General features: G+C 49.7%; 25 protein-coding genes and 1 other annotated feature. All 25 genes read right to left on the reverse strand.

Annotated features, from left to right (window positions below; genetic code table 11):
- Nucleotides 1-5: 5 nt before the first annotated feature.
- The 25 genes from rplW to cysE all read right to left on the reverse strand — a co-directional run bounded on the left by rplW (nt 6) and on the right by cysE (nt 24,253).
- Entirely contained in the window at nt 6-296 is a 291-nt protein-coding gene (gene rplW / locus ACE5LO_RS24105; protein WP_375357243.1) for a 50S ribosomal protein L23, read from the reverse strand.
- Nucleotides 296-919, reverse strand: a complete 624-nt coding sequence (rplD, locus tag ACE5LO_RS24110; protein WP_375357242.1) for a 50S ribosomal protein L4 — start codon at nt 917-919, stop codon at nt 296-298. Before rplD ends, rplW begins: the two co-directional genes overlap by 1 nt.
- Nucleotides 920-945: 26 nt before the next feature.
- Nucleotides 946-1,569 (reverse strand): 50S ribosomal protein L3, encoded by a 624-nt coding sequence (rplC, locus tag ACE5LO_RS24115; protein WP_375357241.1) that lies wholly within the window; start codon nt 1,567-1,569, stop codon nt 946-948.
- 39 nt (nt 1,570-1,608) lie between these two features.
- A complete protein-coding gene (rpsJ, locus tag ACE5LO_RS24120) occupies nt 1,609-1,917 on the reverse strand; it encodes a 30S ribosomal protein S10 (protein ID WP_006676490.1) in 309 nt (102 codons plus the stop codon).
- A gap of 304 nt (nt 1,918-2,221) precedes the next feature.
- The gene (tuf, locus tag ACE5LO_RS24125; RefSeq protein WP_375522490.1) at nt 2,222-3,412 is read right to left on the reverse strand and encodes an elongation factor Tu; all 1,191 of its coding nucleotides are present in this window, start codon (nt 3,410-3,412) and stop codon (nt 2,222-2,224) included.
- A 91-nt stretch (nt 3,413-3,503) separates the two neighbouring features.
- The gene (gene fusA, locus ACE5LO_RS24130) at nt 3,504-5,579 is read right to left on the reverse strand and encodes an elongation factor G (RefSeq protein ID WP_375522491.1); all 2,076 of its coding nucleotides are present in this window, start codon (nt 5,577-5,579) and stop codon (nt 3,504-3,506) included.
- 46 nt (nt 5,580-5,625) lie between these two features.
- Nucleotides 5,626-6,096 (reverse strand): 30S ribosomal protein S7, encoded by a 471-nt coding sequence (rpsG, locus tag ACE5LO_RS24135; protein ID WP_355325555.1) that lies wholly within the window; start codon nt 6,094-6,096, stop codon nt 5,626-5,628.
- Nucleotides 6,097-6,147: 51 nt separating this feature from the next.
- Entirely contained in the window at nt 6,148-6,570 is a 423-nt protein-coding gene (gene rpsL, locus ACE5LO_RS24140) for a 30S ribosomal protein S12 (RefSeq protein WP_375522492.1), read from the reverse strand.
- Between the two features lie 148 nt (nt 6,571-6,718).
- The gene (locus ACE5LO_RS24145; protein ID WP_355325558.1) at nt 6,719-6,970 is read right to left on the reverse strand and encodes a ribosomal L7Ae/L30e/S12e/Gadd45 family protein; all 252 of its coding nucleotides are present in this window, start codon (nt 6,968-6,970) and stop codon (nt 6,719-6,721) included.
- A 224-nt stretch (nt 6,971-7,194) separates the two neighbouring features.
- Nucleotides 7,195-10,809, reverse strand: coding sequence for a DNA-directed RNA polymerase subunit beta' (gene rpoC, locus ACE5LO_RS24150; RefSeq protein ID WP_375522493.1), 3,615 nt, complete (start codon nt 10,807-10,809; stop codon nt 7,195-7,197).
- Between the two features lie 377 nt (nt 10,810-11,186).
- On the reverse strand, nt 11,187-14,732 hold the full coding sequence (gene rpoB / locus ACE5LO_RS24155) for a DNA-directed RNA polymerase subunit beta (protein WP_375522494.1): 3,546 nt from the start codon (nt 14,730-14,732) through the stop codon (nt 11,187-11,189).
- Nucleotides 14,733-15,093: 361 nt separating this feature from the next.
- Nucleotides 15,094-15,690 (reverse strand): class I SAM-dependent methyltransferase, encoded by a 597-nt coding sequence (locus ACE5LO_RS24160; protein WP_375522495.1) that lies wholly within the window; start codon nt 15,688-15,690, stop codon nt 15,094-15,096.
- A gap of 96 nt (nt 15,691-15,786) precedes the next feature.
- Nucleotides 15,787-16,152 carry a 50S ribosomal protein L7/L12 gene (rplL, locus tag ACE5LO_RS24165; RefSeq protein WP_375357232.1) on the reverse strand — a complete coding sequence of 122 codons (366 nt, stop codon included), beginning with the start codon at nt 16,150-16,152 and terminating at the stop codon, nt 15,787-15,789.
- 78 nt (nt 16,153-16,230) lie between these two features.
- Nucleotides 16,231-16,734: a 50S ribosomal protein L10 gene (gene rplJ, locus ACE5LO_RS24170; protein WP_375522496.1), complete on the reverse strand. Its 504-nt coding sequence runs from the start codon at nt 16,732-16,734 to the stop codon at nt 16,231-16,233.
- A 57-nt stretch (nt 16,735-16,791) separates the two neighbouring features.
- Nucleotides 16,792-16,943: a sequence feature (ribosomal protein L10 leader region), on the reverse strand.
- A 66-nt stretch (nt 16,944-17,009) separates the two neighbouring features.
- A complete protein-coding gene (gene rplA, locus ACE5LO_RS24175; protein ID WP_375522497.1) occupies nt 17,010-17,702 on the reverse strand; it encodes a 50S ribosomal protein L1 in 693 nt (230 codons plus the stop codon).
- A gap of 77 nt (nt 17,703-17,779) precedes the next feature.
- Complete coding sequence (rplK, locus tag ACE5LO_RS24180) at nt 17,780-18,205, reverse strand: 50S ribosomal protein L11 (protein ID WP_375522498.1); 426 nt, start codon at nt 18,203-18,205, stop codon at nt 17,780-17,782.
- 70 nt (nt 18,206-18,275) lie between these two features.
- A complete protein-coding gene (nusG, locus tag ACE5LO_RS24185) occupies nt 18,276-18,809 on the reverse strand; it encodes a transcription termination/antitermination protein NusG (RefSeq protein ID WP_355325582.1) in 534 nt (177 codons plus the stop codon).
- 22 nt (nt 18,810-18,831) lie between these two features.
- On the reverse strand, nt 18,832-19,023 hold the full coding sequence (secE, locus tag ACE5LO_RS24190; protein WP_375357228.1) for a preprotein translocase subunit SecE: 192 nt from the start codon (nt 19,021-19,023) through the stop codon (nt 18,832-18,834).
- Between the two features lie 21 nt (nt 19,024-19,044).
- A complete protein-coding gene (gene rpmG / locus ACE5LO_RS24195; protein WP_076176720.1) occupies nt 19,045-19,194 on the reverse strand; it encodes a 50S ribosomal protein L33 in 150 nt (49 codons plus the stop codon).
- Between the two features lie 319 nt (nt 19,195-19,513).
- Nucleotides 19,514-20,158, reverse strand: a complete 645-nt coding sequence (sigH, locus tag ACE5LO_RS24200) for an RNA polymerase sporulation sigma factor SigH (RefSeq protein ID WP_355325587.1) — start codon at nt 20,156-20,158, stop codon at nt 19,514-19,516.
- Between the two features lie 162 nt (nt 20,159-20,320).
- Nucleotides 20,321-20,842 carry an NYN domain-containing protein gene (locus ACE5LO_RS24205; RefSeq protein ID WP_375522499.1) on the reverse strand — a complete coding sequence of 174 codons (522 nt, stop codon included), beginning with the start codon at nt 20,840-20,842 and terminating at the stop codon, nt 20,321-20,323.
- 3 nt (nt 20,843-20,845) lie between these two features.
- Entirely contained in the window at nt 20,846-21,592 is a 747-nt protein-coding gene (gene rlmB, locus ACE5LO_RS24210) for a 23S rRNA (guanosine(2251)-2'-O)-methyltransferase RlmB (RefSeq protein ID WP_375522500.1), read from the reverse strand.
- 69 nt (nt 21,593-21,661) lie between these two features.
- Nucleotides 21,662-22,117 carry a Mini-ribonuclease 3 gene (locus ACE5LO_RS24215; RefSeq protein WP_375522501.1) on the reverse strand — a complete coding sequence of 152 codons (456 nt, stop codon included), beginning with the start codon at nt 22,115-22,117 and terminating at the stop codon, nt 21,662-21,664.
- Nucleotides 22,114-23,517: a cysteine--tRNA ligase gene (gene cysS, locus ACE5LO_RS24220; RefSeq protein WP_375522502.1), complete on the reverse strand. Its 1,404-nt coding sequence runs from the start codon at nt 23,515-23,517 to the stop codon at nt 22,114-22,116. The genes ACE5LO_RS24215 and cysS overlap by 4 nt, the downstream gene beginning before the upstream one ends.
- Before the next feature lie 88 nt (nt 23,518-23,605).
- Entirely contained in the window at nt 23,606-24,253 is a 648-nt protein-coding gene (cysE, locus tag ACE5LO_RS24225; protein WP_375522504.1) for a serine O-acetyltransferase, read from the reverse strand.
- Nucleotides 24,254-24,815 lie beyond the last annotated feature (562 nt).

Raw genomic sequence — 24,815 nt, forward strand, 5'->3', positions numbered from 1 at the left:
TTCAATTATACCGTTTCAAAAAACTCAAGCGGTTTGCTGTCTTTAGTCAGCGTTACGAAAGCTTTTTTCCACTCACTGGTGTAGCCGGAATAACGGCCGTAGCGTTTAGGCTTCGCAGGAACACGCAGAGTGTTCACATTTGCAACCTTCACGTTGAAAATCGCTTCGATCGCTTTCTTGATTTCCGTTTTGTTCGAGCGGATATCCACTTCAAACACGTATTTCAAGTCATTCATCATTTCAGCCGTACGCTCAGTGATGATCGGACGTTTGATAATATCACGAGGATCCTTCATTACGCGAACACCTCCTCAACTTTCTGGACTGCTTCTTTCGTAATGATCAGTTTGTCGTGTTTGAGCACGTCAAGAACATTAATGCCATCTGCCGCGACAAATTTCACGCCAGGAATATTCCGTGCGGAAAGAGCCACATTATCATCATAGCTAGGAGCTACGACCAAAGCTTTGCGATCTGCTTTGAGGTTATTCAAAATGGCAACAAATTCCTTCGTCTTAGGAGCGCTCATAGTCAGAGCGTCCAGTACGATAATTTGGTTCTCGATCACTTTGGAAGACAGTGCCGATTTGATAGCCAAACGGCGAACTTTCTTAGGCAGTTTATATGCATAGCTACGAGGTGTCGGTCCGAAAACAATACCGCCGCCTTTCCATTGCGGAGCGCGGATGGATCCTTGACGAGCGCGACCAGTGCCTTTTTGTTTCCAAGGCTTGCGACCGCCGCCGCGTACTTCGGAACGACCTTTCACTTTATGAGTCCCATGACGCAGGGATGCCAGTTGCATAACAACTGCTTCATGAAGAACGTGCTGGTTCGGTTCGATACCGAACACCGTATCTTTCAATTCAACTTCACCAACCTGGCTACCGCTGATATTGTAGACTGCTACTTTTGGCATTTCGTGTTCCTCCTTTCTTCAGGCGATTATTTTTTCACCGTTGCTTGAATTTTTACGAAGCTGTTTTTCGGTCCTGGAATGGAGCCTTTCACGAGCAGCACATTGCGCTCTGCATCGACTTTCACAACTTCAAGACGTTGAATAGTTATCGTATCATGACCCATATGTCCTGGAAGACGTTTGCCTTTAGGAACGCGGTTCGCTTGGATGGAACCCATGGAACCTGGTCCTCTGTGGTAACGGGAACCGTGAGACATAGGTCCTGTACTTTGTCCCCAACGTTTGATTACGCCGGCAAAGCCTTTACCTTTGGATGTACCTGTTACGTCAACGAATTCGCCTTCTGCAAAAATATCGGCTTTGATCTCTTGACCAACCTCATATCCTGCCAGATCAACACTGCGGAATTCACGAACGTAGCGCTTAGGTGCAGTGTTTGCTTTTTTCGCATGTCCTGCTTCAGGTTTATTGGCATTCTTTTCTTTCTTATCGGAGAAGCCGAGCTGTACCGCTTCGTAGCCATCATTCTCAACGTCTTTCTTTTGCAGAACTACGTTAGGACCAGCTTCGATAACTGTAACGGCGACTACGTTGCCCTCAGCGGTAAATACTTGGGTCATTCCAAGTTTTTTTCCTAAGATACCTTTCATGTTGACACCTCTTTTCCTTTCTTTAATCACGCATGTTTATTACAGTTTGATTTCGATATCTACACCGGACGGCAGGTCCAAGCGCATCAAGGCATCCACAGTTTGTGGAGTCGGGTTCACGATGTCGATCAGACGCTTGTGAGTGCGCATTTCGAACTGCTCCCGGGAATCCTTGTACTTGTGCACCGCACGGAGAATAGTAATCACTTGTTTTTCAGTAGGCAGTGGAATCGGTCCGGAAACACCTGCACCCGAACGTTTCGCTGTCTCAACAATTTTCTCAGCGGATTGATCAAGAATTCTATGATCGTATGCTTTCAAACGAATACGAATTTTTTGCTTTGCCATTTTAGTCCCTCCTTCTATCGCCCAATTTGGTATCGGACATACTCCGTGAAAATTTTCTAACCACCGCTCCATGGCAAAGGGGCCGGGTGTGTCAGTAACCTCTCACATCATCGCACAGTCGCAAACAACATTCTTATTATATAGAATATAAAAGCCTAATGCAAGCAAAATCCTAAAAGATTTTCTTACCCCAACTCTGCAATGCAAAAAGCCCCCGTCTGAAAGACGGAGGCTTCTGAATCCTTTACAGTACACTGTTGCTCGTTCCAGTACATTGTTACTTATATTCAAGGGTTAACCCTTATTATTTCAAGATTGTTGCTACAGCGCCTGCACCTACTGTACGGCCGCCTTCGCGGATCGCGAAGCGAGTACCTTCTTCGATCGCGATTGGAGCGATCAATTGTACAGTAACTGCGATGTTGTCGCCAGGCATAACCATTTCAGTACCTTCTGGCAGGTTAATGATACCTGTTACGTCAGTTGTACGGAAATAGAATTGTGGACGGTAGCCAGTGAAGAAAGGCTTATGACGTCCGCCTTCTTCTTTAGTCAGTACGTATACTTGAGCCGTGAACTCCGTGTGAGGCTTAACGGAACCAGGTTTAGCAAGTACTTGACCACGCTCAATTTGGGCACGGTCAACACCACGCAGCAGAGCGCCGATGTTGTCACCAGCTTGAGCGGAATCCAGCAATTTACGGAACATTTCTACGCCCGTAACTACGGATTTCTTAGTTTCTTCGTGGATACCAACGATTTCAATTTCCTCGCCGACTTTAACAGTGCCGCGCTCTACACGACCAGTAGCTACTGTGCCACGGCCAGTGATGGAGAATACGTCCTCGACTGGCATCAGGAAAGGCTTATCAGTGTCGCGTTCTGGAGTTGGGATGTAAGTGTCGATTTCTTTGAACATCTCAACGATTTTTTGTGCCCACTCGCCTTCAGGATTTTGCAGAGCTTCACGAGCAGAACCGCGAGTGATTGGAGTGTCGTCACCTGGGAATTCATATTCGTTCAGCAGGTCGCGAACTTCCATTTCAACCAGTTCCAGAAGCTCTTCGTCTTCAACCATGTCGCATTTGTTCAGGAATACGACGATGTAAGGAACGCCTACCTGGCGGGAGAGCAGGATGTGCTCGCGAGTTTGCGGCATTGGGCCGTCAGCTGCGGATACAACCAGAATCGCTCCGTCCATTTGAGCAGCACCAGTGATCATGTTTTTAACATAGTCAGCGTGACCTGGGCAGTCAACGTGCGCATAGTGGCGGTTGTCAGTTTCGTATTCAACGTGAGCTGTGGAGATCGTGATACCACGCTCTCTTTCTTCTGGTGCTTTGTCGATTTGATCGAATGCTACTGCAGCACCACCGTAAGTTTTGGACAATACAGTTGTGATTGCAGCAGTCAGAGTTGTTTTACCATGGTCAACGTGACCGATAGTACCAATGTTTACGTGTGGTTTATTACGCTCAAACTTAGCCTTTGCCATTTGAACAAATCCTCCTCAATATCTTGGTTTATGTTTAGACCGTCAGGCGAACAAATATATATTCATGCACCTGACGCCCCTGTAAAACTTATTACTCGCCTTTGGCTTTGGAGACGATCTCTTCAGCGATGTTCTTAGGAACCTCTTCGTAGTGAGACAGTTCCATGGAGAATACGCCGCGACCTTGTGTACCGGAACGAAGTGTTGTGGAATATCCAAACATTTCGGACAGAGGTACCTTAGCACGAATAATTTGAGCGCCACCGCGGGAGTCCATACCTTCGATACGGCCACGGCGGGAGTTCAGCATACCCATTACGTCACCCATGTACTCCTCAGGAACCGTTACTTCAACTTTCATAATCGGCTCGAGCAGTACAGGCTTACACTTGTCTTTCGCTGCTTTCAGCGCCATTGAGCCAGCGATTTTAAACGCCATCTCGTTGGAGTCGACATCGTGGTAAGAACCGTCAACGATTGTAGCTTTAACGTCTACAAGCGGGAAGCCGGCAAGTACACCGTTCTTCATTTGTTCTTCGATACCTGCAAGAGCTGGAGCGATGTACTCACGAGGAACGGAGCCACCGACAACTTTGCTCTCGAACTGGCTGCCTGTACCTGCCTCCAGAGGTTCGAATTCAACCCATACGTGACCATACTGACCACGGCCACCGGACTGACGAACAAATTTACCTTCAACGCGTGCAGCTTGACGGAATGTTTCACGGTAAGCAACCTGTGGTTTACCCACGTTGGTTTCCACCTTGAACTCACGGCGCATACGATCAATGATGATGTCCAGGTGAAGCTCGCCCATACCGGCCAGAATCGTTTGACCTGTCTCTTCATCGGTGTGTGCACGCAGAGTTGGATCCTCTTCCGTCAACTTGCCGAGAGCAGTACTCATCTTATCTTGGTCAGCTTTTGTCTTCGGCTCAACCGCGATTTCGATAACCGGATCCGGGAAGTTCATGGATTCCAGAATTACCGGATGCTTCTCATCACACAGTGTATCACCTGTGCCCGTATCTTTCAAACCTACGGCAGCAGCGATATCGCCGGAGTATACTTCAGTAATCTCCTGGCGGCTGTTCGCATGCATCTGAAGGATACGTCCGATCCGCTCACGCTTGCCCTTGGTCGCATTCAATACGTAAGATCCGGATTGAAGCACGCCGGAATATACGCGGAAGAATGTCAGCTTACCAACGTAAGGGTCTGTCATGATTTTAAAGGCCAATGCAGAGAAAGGCTCTTCATCAGAAGACTTACGGATAGCTTCCGTACCGTCTTCAAGGAGACCCTTGATGTCAGGCACATCGATTGGAGCAGGCAGATAATCGATAACAGCGTCCAGCATCAGCTGAACCCCTTTATTACGATAAGAAGATCCGCAAATTACCGGGAAGATCTTAACTTCTACGACACCTTGACGGAGAGCGCCTTTGATTTCTTCAACCGTCAGCTCTTCCCCTTCAAGATATTTCATAGTCAGTTCTTCGTCCAGCTCGGCAACCTTCTCTACCAGTTCCATACGAAGCTCTTCAACTTTGTCTGCATATTCTGCAGGAACTTCGGTTTCTTCGATATTTTGGCCAAGGTCATCTTTGTACATATAAGCCTTGCGCTCAATGATATCGATGATACCGACAAAGTCATTTTCAGCACCGATTGGCAGTTGAATCGCCACAGCGTTAGCTTGAAGACGATCGCGCATGTCGTTAACAACGTTCAGGAAGTCGGCACCGATGATATCCATTTTGTTTACATATGCGATCCGTGGAACGCCGTAACGGTCTGCCTGTCTCCATACGGTTTCAGACTGAGGCTCAACGCCTTCCTTCGCACTGAAAACACCTACTGCTCCGTCCAATACACGAAGGGAACGTTCAACTTCAACCGTGAAGTCAACGTGCCCTGGGGTATCAATAATATTAACGCGGTGACCCTTCCAAGCAGCAGTGGTAGCAGCGGATGTGATCGTGATCCCGCGCTCCTGCTCCTGTTCCATCCAGTCCATCGTCGCAGCGCCTTCGTGAACTTCACCGATTTTGTGCGTACGGCCTGTGTAGAACAGAATCCGCTCAGTAGTAGTCGTTTTACCAGCGTCAATATGAGCCATGATCCCGATATTACGTGTATTTTTCAAGGAGAACTCTCTTGCCATGAAATGGGTCTCCCTTCAAAATTGAAGTTTATTAGTGAGCTGAATCCTACCAGCGGTAGTGAGCAAACGCTTTGTTCGCTTCAGCCATTTTGTGTGTGTCTTCACGTTTCTTAACGGAAGCACCGGTGTTGTTGGATGCGTCGATGATTTCTGCAGCCAAACGCTCTTCCATTGTTTTCTCACCGCGGCTGCGCGAGTAGTTCACGAGCCAACGGAGTCCCAGGGAAGTACGTCTCTCAGGTTTAACCTCGATTGGTACTTGGTAGTTGGCACCGCCTACACGGCGAGCTTTAACTTCCAGGACTGGCATGATATTCTTAATTGCTGCTTCAAATACTTCCATTGGATCATTGCCCGTACGCTCCTGAATAATTTTGAACGCATTGTACAGGATGCTTTGAGCAACTCCGCGTTTTCCGTCGAGCATAATGCGGTTGATCAAACGTGTAACAAGCTTGCTGTTATACACCGGATCAGGCAGTACGTCTCTCTTGGTAACTGGACCTTTGCGTGGCATGGATATCCCCCTTTCTCAATTGTTCAACCGGCTGCTGCCGGGACATTTTCATTAAGCCTTTTTAGCTTTAGGACGTTTTGCGCCGTATTTGGAACGAGCCTGCATACGGTTGTTCACGCCTGCTGTATCCAAAGCACCGCGAACGATGTGGTAACGTACACCTGGAAGGTCTTTTACACGACCGCCGCGAATCAGCACGACACTGTGTTCTTGCAGGTTATGTCCGATACCTGGAATGTAAGCCGTCACCTCTACACGGTTCGACAAGCGAACACGAGCATATTTACGAAGCGCGGAGTTCGGTTTTTTCGGAGTCATTGTACCTACACGAGTGCAGACACCGCGTTTTTGCGGAGAGCTGATGTCGGTAGCTTCACGTTTCAAAGCGTTGAAACCTTTTTGCAAAGCTGGTGATTTCGACTTTTCGACTTTTGCTTTGCGGCCTTTACGCACCAATTGGTTAATAGTTGGCATTGTACTGCCACCTCCTTCCTCAATTCTTCATGATCTTTTGATAAACACACTTTTAAGTCCACAGACCCAGGCGGTTCATAAAAGAACAAATGAAAAGTTTTTGCCTTTTGGATTCTCTTAAACCCTGCTGACAAAAACGTTCCTTACCTTATTGTTTTACGATAGCAGCCATTGCAGCTCCCACTTCGATTCCGCAAGCCTTGCCGAGATTACTCATCGTATCGACCAGCGTTACTTTAACTCCGTGCTTGTCGCACAGTTCAATAAGTCTGGAAGTGAGACGCGGATCTGCGTCTTCAGCCAAATATACTTCTGAGGCGAAGCCCAATTCAACCATCTTAATGGTCTGTTTGGTACCGATCTTGACATGAGCATCCTGCAGACTTTGTTCTTTGGACATTTCGCATTCCTCCGAAAACACCTTAATCACAATCCTGCAACTCACGCACCTTTGCTATATTAGCACTGACGAATAGGCAATGTCAAGATATTAATTTGTATTAAATAACAAGACTTTGGCACACGGTATGGAAGGGGATAAGCAGGCGCTCTCCCCTTCCTTTACCCATGTCCCTTACCTATTAAATCTTATTGATAGTGATGTTGACGTGCAGCCGGTTGATCTTAGTCAGCCGATACCGTTTCGAGCTCTTCCGGAGAAGCATCTCCATTGTCAGGCTCCACAATCTGTACGCTGCGGTAGCGGTTCATGCCTGTACCCGCAGGAATCAGCTTGCCGATGATTACATTTTCTTTCAGGCCGAGCAGTTGGTCCACTTTACCTTTGATCGCAGCATCTGTCAGCACCCGCGTCGTTTCCTGGAAGGAAGCTGCGGACAAGAAGGAATCCGTTTCAAGGGATGCCTTAGTGATCCCGAGCAGAACGGGTTTGGCTACTGCAGGCTCCTTGCCGTTCAGGATAGCCACTTTATTGGCTGCTTCATACTCATGGACGTCGACGAAGGATCCTGGCAGAAGCGTTGTGTCGCCCGCATCAATGATACGGATTTTACGCAGCATCTGACGAATCATAACTTCGACGTGCTTGTCGTTGATTTCTACGCCCTGGTTCCGGTATACGCGCTGAACTTCCTGAAGGATATAGTTCTGCACGCCGCGGATACCTTTGATGCGCAGCATTTCTTTAGGGTCAATGGAACCGTCCGTCAGCTCGTCACCGGCTTCAATGGCCATGCCTTCGCTTACGCGCAGACGGGAGCCATAGGTAACAGAGTACGTTTTGGTTTCCGCTTCCCCTTCGATATCGATTTCGCGGCGGTCCTTGCCTTCGCGGATTTCTTTAACCGTACCGTCAATCTCACTGATTGTGGCTTGGCCTTTAGGGTTACGGGCTTCAAAGAGCTCCTGAATACGAGGCAGACCCTGAGTGATATCGTCACCCGCAACACCACCGGTGTGGAACGTACGCATGGTGAGCTGTGTTCCCGGTTCGCCGATAGATTGGGCAGCGATAATCCCAACCGCTTCACCGATCTCAACAAATTTTCCGGTGGCAAGGTTGCGGCCGTAACACTTTTTGCAGACACCGTGTTTGGCGCGGCAGCTAAGTACGGACCGGATTTGCACTTTGTCGATTCCTGCTTTAACGATTGCCTCTGCTTTGTCAGAATCGATCAGTTCGTTGCGGCGGGCAATAATTTCTCCCGTCTCCGGATGACGAACCGTTTCGAAACAGTAACGTCCTTCCAGACGATCATAGAGGTCCTCGATAACCTCTTTGCCGTCCTGAATCCGGCCGACGGTAAAGCCTTTATCCGTGCCGCAGTCATCCTCGCGGACGATCACATCCTGTGCGACGTCAACGAGACGGCGAGTCAGGTAACCGGAGTCCGCCGTACGAAGCGCCGTATCCGCAAGACCTTTACGGGCACCGTGTGTCGAGATGAAGTACTCGAGTACGGTCAGGCCTTCGCGGAAATTCGACTTGATCGGGAGTTCGATGATCCGTCCGGACGGGTTCGCCATCAGACCGCGCATGCCGCCAAGCTGTGTAATCTGCGACTTGTTACCACGTGCCTTGGAGTCCACCATCATCATGATGGAGTTGTAGCGGTCCATGGATTTCAGCAGTACGTCCGTCAGTTCATCCTTCGCCTTGGACCAGATGTCGATAATCCGGTCATAACGCTCTTCGTTCGTAATCAGACCACGACGGTACTGATTCGTGACGATTTGCGCCTTGGCATCGGATTCCTCCAGAATTTTCTTCTTCTCTTCAGGCACGACAACGTCGGAAACCGCTACCGTTACACCTGCGCGGGTAGAATATGTGAAACCAAGCTGTTTGATTTTATCCAAAATCACAGCGGTCTCAGTTGTATGGTATATCTCGAAGCAGCGGGCGATAATGTTGCCAAGGTAGTCCTTGCCTACCCCGTTTGCCTGCGGCGCATTTTGAATCGCTTCAACAATGTTGACCCCTTTATCATAGATAAAGAAATCCTCTGCCGTTCCTTCGAGAAGGTTGGCGCGTGTCGCATTGTTGATATACGGAAAGCTCGCAGGAAAAATTTCGTTAAAGATAATTTTACCGATGGTCGTGATCAGCATCGCATTTTGCTGCTTTTCGGTGAAGCTTGTTTTACCAAGTGTCTTGACCGGAATAGCTACGCGTGCATGCAGACCTGCGGTTCCGCGCTGATAGGCGGACACTGCTTCGTTGACGCTGCCCAGGATCATACCTGCGCCCTCTTCTTCTTTGTTGTCCATTGTCAGGTAATAAGAACCCAGAACCATATCCTGAGACGGAGTAACAACCGGCTTGCCGTCTTTCGGGTTCAGAATGTTCCCGGAAGCGAGCATCAGAAGGCGAGCTTCAGCTTGCGCTTCAGCGGACAGAGGAACGTGCACGGCCATTTGGTCACCGTCGAAGTCAGCATTGTATGCTGTACATACGAGCGGATGCAGACGAATGGCGCGTCCTTCCACCAAAATCGGTTCGAACGCCTGAATACCGAGACGGTGAAGCGTTGGTGCACGATTCAACAGTACCGGGTGTTCCTTGATCACTTCTTCGAGCACATCCCACACTTCGGCGCTTACGCGCTCAACCTTGCGTTTTGCGCTCTTGATGTTATGGGCAAGCCCTTTATTTACAAGCTCTTTCATTACGAAAGGCTTAAACAGCTCCAGCGCCATTTCTTTCGGCAGACCACACTGGTACATTTTCAGGTAAGGACCTACAACGATAACCGAACGGCCGGAGTAGTCTACCCGTTTACCCAGGAGGTTCTGACGGAAACGGCCTTGTTTACCCTTCAGCATGTGACTGAGGGATTTTAAAGGGCGATTGCCCGGGCCGGTAACCGGACGTCCGCGGCGGCCGTTATCGATCAGCGCATCAACAGCTTCCTGAAGCATACGCTTTTCGTTCTGTACGATGATGTCAGGCGCACCGAGGTCGAGCAGTCTTTTCAGACGGTTGTTGCGGTTAATTACACGGCGGTACAGATCATTCAGGTCGGAAGTCGCAAAACGTCCGCCATCAAGCTGAACCATCGGACGAAGCTCGGGAGGAATGACCGGCAGCACGTCCATGATCATCCATTCCGGCTGATTGCCAGAGTTGCGGAAGGCTTCGATGACTTCAAGGCGCTTGATCGCACGGTTGCGGCGCTGGCCTTGAGCTGTGCGCAGCTCTTCCTTCAGGAATTCAAGCTCTTTATCGACATCGAGATCCTGCAGAAGCTTTTTGACAGCTTCTGCACCCATGCCTGCCTGAAAGCCATAACCGTATTTCTCACGGTAGCTGCGGTACTCTTTTTCGGAAAGCAGCTGCTTTTTCTCCAGAGGCGTATCGCCCGGATCTGTTACAACATAAGATGCGAAGTAAATAATCTCCTCAAGGGAACGGGGAGACATATCGAGCGCCAGGCCCATGCGGCTTGGAATCCCTTTGAAGTACCAAATATGCGATACAGGAGCAGCCAGCTCAATATGACCCATCCGTTCGCGGCGAACTTTGGCGCGGGTTACTTCTACACCACAGCGGTCACAGACAACGCCTTTATAACGAACGCGTTTGTATTTACCGCAGTGACATTCCCAGTCCTTCGTCGGCCCGAAAATTTTCTCGCAGAACAGTCCTTCTTTTTCCGGTTTAAGCGTACGATAGTTGATCGTTTCCGGCTTTTTCACTTCTCCGCGGGACCAAGAGCGAATTTTTTCCGGGGATGCAAGCCCGATTTTCATGTATTCGAAATTGTTGACGTCCAACAAGGAGCAACCCTCCTTAACCCTATCCTAATTACTAGGTTCCATAACGGCCCGCCTTCATGGACCGTTACGGGAGCCTGCACATTGCCATTGTCTTAGAGGTTGTTCAAAAAGTCATCTTTTGATCACGAAGTCAATCAGGAAGCGGACTCGACATCGAATCTTGAATTCAGCCGGGCCTAAGCGCATGCTTCCGAAGCATGTTTCCGGAGGAAACATTTCAGGTGCTCACGTACCCCATGTACGCTCCGCTCCTCAGTCCCTGGCTTCATTCAACTCCAGCGTTTTGAAAAAACGCACTTCGGAAGCCTACGCTTCGGTGCTGAAAACCTGACTTTTTGAACACGTACTCTTAGACGAGTTCACTTGCCAGAAAGAACTTACTCGATTCCGACTTCCGTGCCCTCCAAATTCAGGCTCAGCTTATCACCGGTGGTATCGTCTTCGTCATCGATTTCTTTCATTTCAATTTCCTGCTCGTCTTCGGACAGGATCTTGACATCCATGCCCAAGCTCTGCAGTTCCTTGATCAATACCTTAAAGGATTCAGGAACACCCGGTTCCGGAACATTCTCGCCTTTGACGATCGATTCGTACGTTTTCACACGTCCGACCACGTCATCGGATTTCACGGTCAAAATTTCCTGCAGCGTATAAGCAGCGCCATAAGCCTCCAGCGCCCATACTTCCATCTCACCAAAGCGCTGACCGCCGAATTGGGCTTTACCACCCAGCGGCTGCTGTGTAACGAGCGAGTAAGGACCTGTGGAACGGGCATGAATCTTATCGTCAACCATGTGCGCCAGCTTGATCATATGCATGACGCCGACCGTAACTTCACGCTCAAAGCGTTCTCCGGTACGTCCGTCATAAAGCACAGTTTTACCATTGCGCTGCATGCCGGCTTCTTCCATCGTGTCGAATACGTCGTACTCGTTCGCTCCGTCGAAGACCGGTGTGGCAACGTGAATGCCAAGACGCATGGCAGCCATCCCAAGGTGAACCTCCAGCACCTGACCGATGTTCATCCGTGAAGGCACGCCCAGCGGATTCAGCACAACCTGTACAGGTGTACCGTCAGGCAGGAACGGCATATCTTCTTCCGGCAGAATACGGGCAACGACACCTTTGTTACCGTGGCGGCCGGCCATTTTGTCACCTTCGGAAATTTTACGCTTCTGTGCAATGTACACACGGACAAGCTGGTTAACTCCCGGTGGCAGCTCATCACCGTTCTCGCGGGTAAACACCTTGACGTCAACCACGATACCGTCTGTACCATGCGGCACACGCAGGGAGGTATCACGCACTTCGCGTGCCTTCTCACCAAAGATGGCGTGCAGGAGACGTTCCTCCGCAGTCAGCTCCGTTACCCCTTTTGGTGTTACCTTGCCGACCAGAATATCTCCGGCGCCGATCTCGGCACCGATGCGGATAATTCCGCGCTCATCCAGATTGCGCAGCGCTTCTTCGCCGACGTTAGGAATGTCCCGTGTAATTTCTTCAGGTCCAAGCTTCGTATCCCGTGCTTCGGACTCATACTCCTCAATATGAATAGAGGTATAGACATCTTCTTTCACGAGCTTTTCGGAGAGGAGGATCGCATCCTCGTAGTTGTAACCTTCCCATGTCATAAAGGCTACGACCACGTTGCGTCCCAACGCCAATTCGCCCATTTCGGTCGAAGGCCCGTCAGCCAGAATGTCGCCTTTCTTCACCACAGCTCCGCGTTTGATAATCGGACGCTGATTGATGCATGTTCCTTGGTTCGAACGCATAAATTTGTGTAATTTATATTTTACGATATCGCCTTTGACTTCATTGCCATCCACCGTTTCAATACGGCGCAGCCAGATTTCATTGGCGGAAGAACGTTCAATAATCCCGTCATACTTGGATACAATACATACACCGGAATCTTTGGCAGCTTTATGCTCCATTCCCGTACCCACCAAAGGAGCCTTCGGAATAAGAAGCGGAACAGCCTGCCGCTGCATGTTGGATCCCATCAGCGCACGGTTGGAGTCGTCATTCTCCAGGAACGGAATGAGCGCTGTCGCCACAGACACAACCTGCTTAGGCGAAACGTCCATGTAGTCTACCCGGCTGCTCGGCATCGGGAGGATGTTATCGGACTGCTTATTGTAGCGTACAATAACGACTTCATCCCTGAATGTATTGTCCTCATTCAATTCCGCGTTCGCCTGGGCAACAATGTAGTTATCCTCTTCATCGGCTGTCAGGTAGTCTATCTGTACTGTTACCTTGCCGGTCTTCGGATCAACCCAGCGGTAAGGGGCTTCGATGAAGCCGTACTCATTGATACGCGCAAAAGTCGACAGCGAGTTGATCAGACCGATATTCGGGCCTTCCGGCGTCTCGATCGGACACATCCGGCCGTAGTGGCTCGGGTGAACGTCCCGCACTTCCATACCCGCGCGTTCGCGTGTCAGACCGCCCGGTCCGAGTGCAGACAGACGGCGTTTGTGTGTCAATTCTGCCAGCGGGTTCGTCTGGTCCATGAACTGGGACAACTGCGAACTTCCGAAAAACTCCTTGATCGAAGCGATCACCGGACGAATGTTGATCAGGGCTTGCGGTGTAATAACATTCGCATCCTGGATGGACATTCTCTCACGAACGACACGCTCCATACGGGACAGACCGATGCGGAACTGGTTTTGCAGCAGCTCGCCTACGGAACGCAGACGGCGGTTGCCCAGATGGTCAATGTCGTCCGTGCTGCCGATGCCGTGAAGAAGGTTAATGAAATAGCTGATGGAGGAAATGATGTCCGCCGGCGTAATGTTCTTAACCATCTTATCGATATTTCCATTGGCGATCAGTTTGATGACTTTACCGTCTTCAATCGGCGAGAACACGTCAATCGTTTGAAGAGGGATGTCGTTGCTGTCCAGCACGCCGCTCGCAACATGATACGTGCGGTGGCCGACCGAATCCTCCAGATGCGGCATGATTTCGTCCAGAAGACGGCGGTCTACCATTTGCCCAGCTTCGGCAATGATCTCGCCTGTAGTGGTATCAATCAGGGATTCAGCAAGCCGCTGGTTAAACAAACGGTTCTTGATATGAAGCTTTTTATTGATTTTATAGCGGCCTACATTGGCCAGGTCATAACGTTTTGGATCGAAGAAGCGTGCAACGAGCAGGCTTTTCGCATTTTCCAGTGTTGGAGGTTCACCCGGACGAAGGCGCTCATAAATCTCGATCAGCGCTTTCTCCGTGGAATCCGTGTTATCCTTGTCAAGCGTATTGCGGATGTATTCGTCATTGCCGAGCAAATCCAGGATTTCAGCATCAGTACCAAAACCAAGAGCGCGCAGCAGAACAGTAACTGGTATTTTACGGGTACGGTCGATGCGGACATAGATAATATCCTTTGCATCCATCTCCAGTTCGAGCCATGCACCCCGGTTGGGAATAACCGTCGCAGTGTATGCCGTTTTCCCGTTTTTATCTACTTTTGTGCTGAAATAGACGCTGGGAGAGCGAACCAACTGGCTGACAATAACCCGTTCCGCACCATTAATAATAAATGTACCGGTTTCGGTCATCAGCGGGAAGTCTCCCATGAATACTTCCTGCTCTTTCACCTCTCCGGTTTCTTTATTAATAAGCCGGACCTTCACCCGAAGCGGCGCCGCATATGTCACGTCGCGTTCTTTCGCGTCATCTACTGTATATTTAGGCTCTCCGAGGCTGTAGTCGATAAACTCCAAAACCAGGTTACCCGTGAAGTCCTGAATCGGCGAAATATCTTGAAACATTTCACGCAATCCTTCTTCCAAAAACCATTCATAAGATTTTTGTTGGATCTCAATAAGGTTCGGAACTTCTAGTACCTCGTTAATACGTGCATAACTGCGCCGAGTGCGTCGACCATATTGAACAAGATGTCCTGCCAACTTTAACTCACCCCTCATGTCTACTCACTTAAAAATTTCATTGCGAACCTTTGTTTGGTACCTTATAATGGAACTCATACAACAGATTCATTCTCCACAAATGAAGAAAAGCCCTTGCTCGAACATATTCGAAAAAAGAGCGCCTTAATCTGTGGAATCTTTCTGCCGGAAGCACCTTATCCTTGTAGATTTGCCCAAAATGTATATATTATACGTAGACAAGACAAAATATATGCCTCATCTGTTATAACCTATTGACATTTCAGCGAACTAAAGACATAAAGGGCATCCTATATGCTGACATTTTATAATAATATCACAGACCATGGCGCGTGTCAACGGTCTTTTTGCTATTTTAGCCTCATTTTGTGGCTTTAAAAATCCGGTAGCCCTTATCCTTCGTTACTTCCTCTACACGCGAGAACAGGCTTTCCAGCTTCGTCTTCGCAGAAGGAGCTCCCTGCTTCTTCTGGATGACAACCCACAAGGCACCGCCCTCATTCAGATGATCAAAAGCCAGATCGAATATGGAATGCACGATCTCTTTGCCGGCCCGGATCGGCGGATTCGTCAGAATGACATCAAACCGTTTCCCCAACACTGCCTGGAATAAATCACTTTGCAGTACAGTGACATTGTTAATCCGGTTGCGCTCTGCATTCTCCTTGGCCAGCTCAACCGCTCTTTCATTGATATCAATCATGGTCACCTGTCCAGCCGGTGCCAGTCTTGCCGCTGTCAGGCCGATTGGGCCGTATCCACAGCCGACGTCCAGGATTGCAGCATTTTCGGAAAACTCCATCGCCTCAATCAGCACCCGGCTCCCGTAATCAACGCCCTGCTTGGAAAAAACACCGGCATCACTTACAAAAGAGAGTTTCCCCCCGCGGAGTTCCGCTTCAAGTATACGCCTGTCATGCTCGGCGCCAGGGTTGCTTGAATAGTAATGGTCAGGCATTGCCGTCCACATCCTTCGGGTATGGTTAATACAGCAACAAACCCCTTGAAGATCGCCTCAAGGGGTTTGTATTTTGCCACTTATCTGTAAAGGCAATTATTTCACTTCTACAGTTGCGCCTGCTTCTTCCAGTTTAGCTTTAACGGAATCAGCTTCTTCTTTACCCACTTTTTCTTTCAGTGGTTTCGGAGCGTTGTCTACCAGTTCTTTAGCTTCTTTCAAGCCCAGACCTGTGATTTCGCGAACAGCTTTGATAACGTTGATTTTGGAAGCACCAGCGTTAGTCAGGATTACGTCGAATTCAGTTTGCTCAGCTTCAGCTGCGCCGCCTACAGCGCCGCCAACTACCGCTACAGGAGCTGCTGCTGTTACACCGAATTCTTCTTCGATTGCTTTAACAAGATCGTTCAGTTCCAGTACGGACATACCTTTAATTGCTTCCAGGATTTGTTCTTTACTCATGGTTGAACCTCCGTTTATATAATAGTTTTATTTGTAAAAATCTATACTGCCAGTCTTACATCGCGTCCGGAATTCCGGTTACGCGCTTTGCTCTTCTTTCTCTGCAACAGCTTTAACTGCAAGCGCGAAGTTGCGCACAGGAGCTTGAAGCACACTGAGGAGCATGGAAAGCAGACCTTCGCGGGATGGGAGTTCAGCCAGGGCTTTAACTTCCTCAGAAGATACCACGCGACCTTCCAATACGCCGCCTTTCAGTTTGAGAGCATCGTTCTTCTTAGCGAAGTCGTTCAGAATTTTGGCTGGAGCCACTGCGTCATCAGCACTGAAAGCAATCGCTGTAGGACCGGTCAAAGCCGAGTCCAGGTCAGTCAATTCTGCTGCTGCAGTCGCACGGCGAAGCAGCGTGTTCTTCAGCACTTGGAATTCAATACCGGCTTCACGAAGCTGCTTACGCAGCTCAGTTACTTGGGCAACGGTCAAACCGCGATAGTCAGCAACAACGGTAGTTGCACTCTCGCGCAATTTCGCAGTTACGGCTTCAACGGTTTCTTGTTTTGCTTGGATCACTTTTGCATTTGCCAAACTGTACACCTCCTGATAATTTTTTGCCGTTTCTATAATCTATAAAAACGGAGCTACATAGGCATTAGAAAAGCCTCCGTAGCATATACGAAGGCTTGATAAATCAACATGAGCGGCAGAGCCGCCACACGCAACGTTCTATCATAACACCTCGGTAGGAAATTAAGCCTTCCGGCACCTACTGTCTACGGTAAGCATATTCAAATGTTAGGGTCGGTCATCTGACGCAACTCATACATGATAACAGCTTGGATTGAATATGTCAATCCTTGATCTTATCTGTAGGTTGCTGCGTTCACGCGTGCGCTAGGGCCCATTGTGGAAGATACCGCAATGTTCTTCAGGTATACACCTTTAGCAGCCGCAGGCTTGGCACGGTTCAGAGCGTCGATCAACGCTTTGAGGTTCTCGTCCAACTGCTCGGCAGTGAAAGAAACCTTACCGATTGGCGCGTGAATTTGACCTGCTCTGTCGAGACGGTATTCGATTTTACCGGCTTTGATTTCTTGAACAGCCTTGGCAACATCGAATGTAACTGTACCCGCTTTAGGGTTAGGCATCAGGCCTTTACCACCGAGCAGACGGCCCAGTTTACCAACCTCACTCATCATATCAGGTGTAGCTACGCAGACGTCGAATTCAAACCAGCCTTGCTGGATTTTGTTGATCATGTCCTGATCGCCTACAAAATCAGCTCCAGCCGCTTCGGCTTCCTTCGCTTTATCACCTTTTGCAAACACCAACACGCGTTGGGTTTTACCAGTACCATGCGGCATGACAACCACACCACGAACAGCCTGGTCTTGTTTACGTGGGTCTACGCCCAGACGAACTGCTGCTTCAACAGTTTCGTCGAATTTAGCAGTAGCAGCCTTCTTCACCAGTTCAACGGCTTCCAAAGGCTCGTAAGTTGCTTCGCTGTCGATCAGCTTGACAGCTTCCAGGTATTTCTTACCGTGTTTAGCCATTATATTTTCCTCCTTTGTGGTATTAGCGGATACTCCTCCCACATCACCGGCATCATGCCGGAAAACAAAGCTTACGCTTAGTCAACGATGGTGATACCCATGCTGCGAGCAGTACCTTCAACCATACGCATAGCCGCTTCAACGGAACCAGCGTTCAGGTCAGGCATTTTTTGTTCAGCGATTTGACGAACGGCATCGCGGTTAACGGTAGCCACTTTCGTTTTGTTCGGTACGCCGGAACCTTTTTCGATCTTGGCAGCGACTTTCAGCAGAACTGCAGCCGGTGGAGTTTTGGTGATGAATGTGAAAGAACGATCTTCAAACACCGTGATTTCAACCGGAATAATCAGACCTGCCTGATCAGCAGTACGGGCATTGAATTCTTTACAGAATGCCATGATGTTGACACCTGCTTGACCCAAAGCCGGACCTACTGGAGGCGCTGGATTCGCTTTACCTGCAGGAATCTGCAGTTTTACCATTTTGATTACCTTTTTTGCCATGGTGACACCTCCTTGACTCAATAGTGGTCAATGGATCGCTAGATCCTCCCACAAGAAACCGCCGAAAATCTTATATTTTCTCCACTTGAGTATAATCCAACTCCAGCGGGGTTTCCCGTCCAAACATGTTGACGTGTACTTTAAGCTTGCTCTTGTCAGCCAAAATTTCTTCCACGGAGCCCACAAAATTCGCAAATGGACCAACCTTGATCCGCACGGACTCTTTCACGTCGAATTCTATCTTCGGTTTCGGCTCAACCATGCCCATATGCTTCAGAATCTGCTCAACTTCCTCCGGAAGCAAAGGCGTAGGCTTGGAACCCGAACCCGTTGACCCTACAAACCCTGTTACACCCGGTGTATTGCGGACAACATACCAGGAATCATCGGTTTGAATCATTTCGACCAAGACATATCCGGGGTAAACTTTACGCATAACGGTCTTCTTCTTGCCGTCTTTGTTCACCAGTTCTTCTTCCATAGGAACAAGAACACGGAAAATCTTGTCTTCCATGCCCATGGATTCAACGCGTCTTTCCAAATTGGCTTTGACTTTGTTCTCATACCCGGAATAGGTATGGACGACATACCATCTTTTTTCCATATCAAGCCACCTGGGACCCTTCCTAGATAATCGCTTCGATCACAGCAGAAATGCCGATATCCAGAACCCAAAAATAAATCGTGACAAACGCAATCGTCCCAACGACAATTAACGTATAGTTAGTCAGCTCTTTACGATTGGGCCAGCGAACCTTTTTGAGTTCAGCCCAGCTTTCAGAGAAAAAGGAAATCAGAGACTTGAAACTGCGTTTCACGCCGACTACACCTCCATAAAACTATCTAGTTTCACGATGAGGAGTCTGCTCGTTACAGAACTTGCAGAATTTCTTCATCTCCATGCGGTCGGGGTGATTACGCTTGTTTTTGGTCGTTGTGTAATTTCTTTGTTTGCAATTCGTACAAGCCAAAGTGATAATTACCCGCATGATGTGCACCTCCCGAAGACATCCGACGAACAGGAAGTCTCTAAATTGGTCCTAAAAAAACGCAAATTTAGGCCTACCTAAAACACTTTATCATAAGGGGTGTACCATGTCAACGAGTGTTTAAGCGCATCTTCCCTTTACGAACTAGCAAGTTTTGCAAAGGCGTACAGGGAGTGATTTCCTTTTTTTAAACTCTCAAACTGTCCGGCATTATACTAATCAAGTATAAATCAATTCGAAGCGTTATAAACCTTTGAATAAACTGATACATTAAAAAAAGACTCATATAACCGAGCCTTTTTCCTGCAATGTACATTCTTTAATTATCGCGAACTTCCAGATATTTTTCAAGCTTGCGCTTAACCCGCTGCAATGCGTTATCAATTGATTTCACATGGCGGTTGAGATCAACGGCGATTTCCTGATAAGACCTTCCGTCCAGATACAGCATCAGCACTTTTCGTTCAAGATCGCTTAAAATCTCCGACATCTTGTCTTCCAGCCCGACAAACTCTTCCTGATTAATAATGAGTTCCTCCGGATCACTTACCCGCGAGCCGCAAATCACATCCATCAGGGTACGGTCCGATTCTTCATCATAAATAGGCTTGTCCAGAGATACATAGGAGTTCAGCGGGATGTGCTTCTGGCGTGTCGCCGTCTTGATGGCTGTAATAATCTGTCTCGTAATGCAAAGCTCGGCAAATGCTTTGAAAGAGGCAAGCTTATCCCCCTTGAAGTCACGGATCGATTTGTACAAACCGATCATGCCTTCCTGGATGATGTCCTCCCGGTCAGCACCAATCAGGAAATAGGATCTCGCCTTGGCTCTGACAAAGTTCCGATATTTATTGATCAGAAACTCCAGCGCCTCACTGTCACCTTCATGGACCGCTACGACAATGTCTTCATCATTCTTGTAATCATACACTGACAACATGATATCTTTGAGGTCGACACTCACTAACAATCCCTCCGGCTGCAACGCAAGGTACCCGTTACTACTCAAAATATACGACAAGTATACGCCAAGGCCCTGAGAACCGTCAACCACACCCGCTACAAAAAGATTAATTTAAGTCTGATATGGAGCCAAATGATATCTCTTGAAATCAATGGGATTTCGCTACTGCCGCCGCCATTTTTCAAACATCTTTCTCATTTCCGGACTAAGCGAAGCATCAAGTGTGTTGCGTTGAAGCCGCTCCGTATTCTCTTCTAACCGCTTTTGAACCTCCCGTTCGGATTCCTCCACCTCGGTCAGAAGCTCGCGGGCGGATACCCTGAGAGCCCCCTGTCCAAATGCGACATGCTGCTCAACCAGGTCACTGGTGGCCACATATATGGACCTTCTTCGGCTGCTGAGCTCCCTGACCAGCCGTTCGATACATTCATCGGCCGTTTCTTTTTCTTTGGTGAAATAGATCTGCACCTTGCTCTGTGAGAAGGTTTTGCCAAGCCCCGGCACCCGGTAAGCGTCAAATACAACGATGACTCTTCTGCCGGAGTACGCCTGATGGTCAGCAAGCCGCTCAAGCAGCCTGTCCCGTGCTTCCTGCAGGCCGGACTTGGCAAGTGCGGACAGCTCGGGCCAGGCTCCGATCATGTTATAGCCATCCACCAGCAGAACATCGCGCATATCCGCCATTTGTTAGGCCCGGGCCATTCGTCCGCGCAGCACTTCGTACATCACGATGCCTGCCGCCACCGATGCGTTCAGCGAATTGATGCGCCCTTCCATCGGAAGCTTGACGAGCACATCGCACTTTTCCCGTACAAGCCGTCCCATGCCCTTGCTCTCGTTGCCGATCACAATCGCCACCGGGCCGGTGAACACTCCGTTGCCAAAAACCGGCTCAGCAGCATTGACATCTGTCCCCACGACCCAGATTCCTTCTTCCTTCAAACGATCGATCGTCTGGGCCAGATTGCTTACCCGCGCAACCGGCACGTATTCGACAGCCCCCGCGGAGGTTTTCGACACCGTCGCCGTGACAGCTGCCGAACGCCGCTTGGGCACGATCACGCCGTGTGCGCCTGTGCAATCCGCCGTGCGGAGAATCGAGCCCAGATTATGCGGGTCTTCAATTTCATCAAGCAAAATCAGAAAAGGAGCTTGTCCCTTCTCGGCCGCCGCCGCGAGCAAATCCTCCACTTCCGCATACGCATGCGGTGCAGCCTGAGCCACTACCCCTTGATGCTGAATGCCCGGAACCATCTGATCCAGCTTGCGCTTGTCAGCCTGCTGAATGATGACACCGGCTTTTTTGGCCTCCGCGATAATCGGCTGTGTCAGATGCTTTTGCGCATTTTCCGCCAGCCATATTTTGTTGATTGTACGGCCTGAACGAAGGGCCTCAATCACGGAATGCTTGCCCGCAATCCATTCTTCTTCCATACTGAACTTCCTCTCTGAAGCGCGGTCTGCCTTATGGTCACTCTATTCATGGCAGTCCGCTCGTTTATCTTATTTATTGCTTTCGTCCATTAAATCGATACCCCTGCCGATCAACTCACGCAGCCGATCCAGACGGCCGTCGCAGTACAGAAAGCCGAAAAGCCCTTCCAGCGCCGTGGCATGACGGTATTCGAGGACATCCGCATTTTTCGGCACACTGCCGGATTTTGCGTTCCGACATTGTTTGACAATATCCTGCTCCTCTTCCGTCAAATCCGGCTCAAGCATCTGCAAAATTCTGCTCTGCGCCTTGGCTGAGACGAAACCTGTCGCTCTGCGGTGCAGATGGTTCGGGCGCAGGTTCGCCTGGGCAAGCAGGTACTGGCGGACGGCCACCTCGTACACCGCGTCTCCGATATAGGCAAGCGCAATCGGCGGGATCAGCCGGGCCGGCCTGGAGGGCGGGTACGGAAACCAGCCTCCGTCCACGCCCTCTCCCGGCAGGTTCATATGCTCCCCGCTCATTTGCGCCGCCAGCGCATGCCCTGCGCCGTGTCCTCAAGCAGAATACCCTTTGCAGCGAGCAGATCGCGGATTTCATCGGACCGTCCCCAGTTTTTGGCCTTGCGCGCCTCCGCGCGTTCAGAGATCAACTGCTCGATCTCTTCATCCAGCAGCTGCTCGCCAGCCTCTGAAAACAGCCGAAGCACACGGTTCAGATCCTGGAAAGTGTCCAGCAGCGTCTGCAGCCCGGCTTTATTGACTACGTCCTGCTGGAGCACCCGGTTTGTTTCGCTTACCCATTCGAACAGTGCTGTGATAGCATCCGGTGTATTAAAATCATCGTCCATTTTTTCGCGGAAATGTGCACGGATTTGCTCCAGCTTCTCCTGAAGCTCCGCCGACACTTTGCCATCTCCTTCAGTTGAGGTTTCAAGACGATGGTTGAGGTTCGCCACCGCATTCGCGATGCGCTCAACGCTTTTTTCAGATTGCTCCATCGTTTCATCATTAAAATTCAGCGGATTGCGGTAATGAGTCGACAGCATAAAGTAGCGGATGGCTTCTTTCTTGTAACGAGCGCGCAAGTCCTTGACAAGGATGCCGTTGCCGAGCGATTTGGACATTTTCTCGTTGTTGATGCGGATATATCCATTATGCATCCAGTATCTGGACAGAGGTTTGCCGGTCAGCGCCTCGGATTGGGCGCACTCGCATTCATGATGCGGGAACTGCAGATCCTGGCCGCCGCCGTGAATGTCCAGCGTTTCCCCTAAATAATGGAGGGACATGGCTGAGCATTCAATATGCCAGCCAGGACGTCCGTTACCCCATGGGCTTTCCCAGAAAATTTCGCCAGGCTTGGCGGCTTTCCACAGCACGAAATCTTCCGGGCGTTCCTTGCGCTCATCGACCCCGATGCGGATTCCGAACTGAAGCTGTTCAAGGTTCTGACCGGACAGCTTCCCGTAATCCTTAAACTTCTCCGTCCGGAAGAAAACATCCCCGCCGTTCTCATAGGCATATCCCCGGTCCACCAGATCCTGAATGAAGCGGATGATCATGTCCATGCTCTCCGTCACCCGCGGATGGGCATTGGCACGCGGGATGCCCAAGCCTTCCAAATCTTCATAGTATGCCGCAATAAAACGCTCGGCCACCTCGGGCACCGTTGTCCCAAGCTGCTCCGCTTTGCGGATCAATTTGTCGTCAACGTCCGTAAAATTCGACACATAATTCACAGCGTAGCCGGAATACTGCAAGTAATTGCGGACGACGTCGAACACAATGATCGGACGCGCGTTTCCGATATGAATAAAGTCGTATACTGTAGGACCGCACACGTACATTTTCACTTTTCCCGGCTCAAGCGGCTCGAACAGTTCCTTGCTCCTTGACATCGTGTTATAGATTTGCAGCGCCATAAACGTACTCCTCCTATTTCTGTGCTCCTTCCGCCGTAGAGCTTCGGCAGCCGGAAGCAGGCCAGCTTTGCTGGTTAAATTGTAATTGTTAATTGCATCCTGCTTTTTCCCGCTTCAGCTCGGTCACCTCGGCGCGCAGCCGTTCAATCTCCTCCTGCAGCGAGCGGATCGAATCGACTACCGGATCGGGCAGCTGATGACTGAGCCGGTCCTGGCGTTTGCCGTCCTGGCGCACGATTTTGCCGGGAATACCGACAACCGTACTGTTCGGAGGAACCTCTTTTAATACGACAGAATTGGAGCCTATGTTGGATTGATCCCCAACCTTAAAGGAGCCCAAAATCTTCGCCCCTGACCCGATAACTACATTATTGCCGATGGTCGGATGTCTCTTTCCCTTTTCTTTCCCCGTACCACCCAGGGTTACCCCCTGATAAATCACGACATCATTACCGATTTCACAGGTTTCGCCGATCACGATCCCCATGCCATGATCGATGAACAGACGTTCTCCAATGCGGGCGCCCGGATGTATTTCAATGCCTGTCATGAAACGGGAAAATTGCGATATGATACGGGAAAGTGTGCACCAGCGGCGTTTATAAAAGGCATGCGCAATCCGGTGCGCCCAAATGGCATGCAGTCCCGAGTAAGTGAAAACCACCTCCAGCTTGCTTCTTGCCGCCGGGTCGTTATCCAATACAGTCTGAATATCAGATCTCATTTGCCTGAACATGCCCTTCCCTCCTTGCTCCTTCTGTAAGGCAGCCGCCGAGTCTTTTGAATTACTGGCAAACAGGACAAGAAAAAAACGCCCCTGCAGCCTGTGCTGCAGAGACGTTTCACCGTGGTTCCACTCTGCTTGAGGTGTTCCATGTTCCGTGCTTCCATAGACAGGACAGAACACGCCACCTCCTCTTTCACGTCCAGTAACGCGGACGAAACGGTACAATCTGGCCAGCATGCCGGTTCAACTGCACAGCTCCCAGGCGCATTTCCGCTGCAGGTCATTTGAACGGCTCGCAGCCCCGGGAAGCACCCTTGACCGTTCTCTCTGAAAAATGCCCTGTTGCAGCGTACTTCTCCTGTTCCCAGCTTTTCAACTAAATTATTTATAGAGGTTGTTCAAAAAGTCATCTTTTGATCACGAAGTAAATCAAGAAGCGAACTCGACATCGAATCTTGAATTCAGCCGGGCCTTCCGGGGCTCACGTACCCCATGTACGCTCCGCTCCTCAGTCCCTATCTTCATTCAACCTTCTCGGTGCTGAAAACCTGACTTTTTATACGAAAATGGC

This window comes from Paenibacillus medicaginis (genome assembly GCF_042138635.1).
GTDB classification, from domain to species: domain Bacteria; phylum Bacillota; class Bacilli; order Paenibacillales; family Paenibacillaceae; genus Paenibacillus; species Paenibacillus medicaginis.

Excerpts from the sequence above, each read along its gene's own strand:
- ACE5LO_RS24145 (WP_355325558.1), bottom strand. The coding sequence starts at position 6,970 with ATGTCCAAAGAACAAAGTCTGCAGGATGCTCATGTCAAGATCGGTACC.
- rplW (WP_375357243.1), bottom strand. The coding sequence starts at position 296 with ATGAAGGATCCTCGTGATATTATCAAACGTCCGATCATCACTGAGCGT.
- ACE5LO_RS24215 (WP_375522501.1), bottom strand. The coding sequence starts at position 22,117 with ATGAGCGGGGAGCATATGAACCTGCCGGGAGAGGGCGTGGACGGAGGC.
- cysE (WP_375522504.1), bottom strand. The coding sequence starts at position 24,253 with ATGTTCAGGCAAATGAGATCTGATATTCAGACTGTATTGGATAACGAC.
- rpsL (WP_375522492.1), bottom strand. The coding sequence starts at position 6,570 with ATGCCAACTATTAACCAATTGGTGCGTAAAGGCCGCAAAGCAAAAGTC.
- cysS (WP_375522502.1), bottom strand. The coding sequence starts at position 23,517 with ATGGCGCTGCAAATCTATAACACGATGTCAAGGAGCAAGGAACTGTTC.
- ACE5LO_RS24205 (WP_375522499.1), bottom strand. The coding sequence starts at position 20,842 with ATGGCGGATATGCGCGATGTTCTGCTGGTGGATGGCTATAACATGATC.
- fusA (WP_375522491.1), bottom strand. The coding sequence starts at position 5,579 with ATGGCAAGAGAGTTCTCCTTGAAAAATACACGTAATATCGGGATCATG.
- tuf (WP_375522490.1), bottom strand. The coding sequence starts at position 3,412 with ATGGCAAAGGCTAAGTTTGAGCGTAATAAACCACACGTAAACATTGGT.
- ACE5LO_RS24160 (WP_375522495.1), bottom strand. The coding sequence starts at position 15,690 with ATGCCTGACCATTACTATTCAAGCAACCCTGGCGCCGAGCATGACAGG.
- rplC (WP_375357241.1), bottom strand. The coding sequence starts at position 1,569 with ATGAAAGGTATCTTAGGAAAAAAACTTGGAATGACCCAAGTATTTACC.
- nusG (WP_355325582.1), bottom strand. The coding sequence starts at position 18,809 with ATGGAAAAAAGATGGTATGTCGTCCATACCTATTCCGGGTATGAGAAC.
- rplD (WP_375357242.1), bottom strand. The coding sequence starts at position 919 with ATGCCAAAAGTAGCAGTCTACAATATCAGCGGTAGCCAGGTTGGTGAA.
- rlmB (WP_375522500.1), bottom strand. The coding sequence starts at position 21,592 with ATGGAAGAAGAATGGATTGCGGGCAAGCATTCCGTGATTGAGGCCCTT.
- rpsG (WP_355325555.1), bottom strand. The coding sequence starts at position 6,096 with ATGCCACGCAAAGGTCCAGTTACCAAGAGAGACGTACTGCCTGATCCG.
- rpsJ (WP_006676490.1), bottom strand. The coding sequence starts at position 1,917 with ATGGCAAAGCAAAAAATTCGTATTCGTTTGAAAGCATACGATCATAGA.
- rplK (WP_375522498.1), bottom strand. The coding sequence starts at position 18,205 with ATGGCAAAAAAGGTAATCAAAATGGTAAAACTGCAGATTCCTGCAGGT.
- rpmG (WP_076176720.1), bottom strand. The coding sequence starts at position 19,194 with ATGCGGGTAATTATCACTTTGGCTTGTACGAATTGCAAACAAAGAAAT.
- rplL (WP_375357232.1), bottom strand. The coding sequence starts at position 16,152 with ATGAGTAAAGAACAAATCCTGGAAGCAATTAAAGGTATGTCCGTACTG.
- rplA (WP_375522497.1), bottom strand. The coding sequence starts at position 17,702 with ATGGCTAAACACGGTAAGAAATACCTGGAAGCTGTCAAGCTGATCGAC.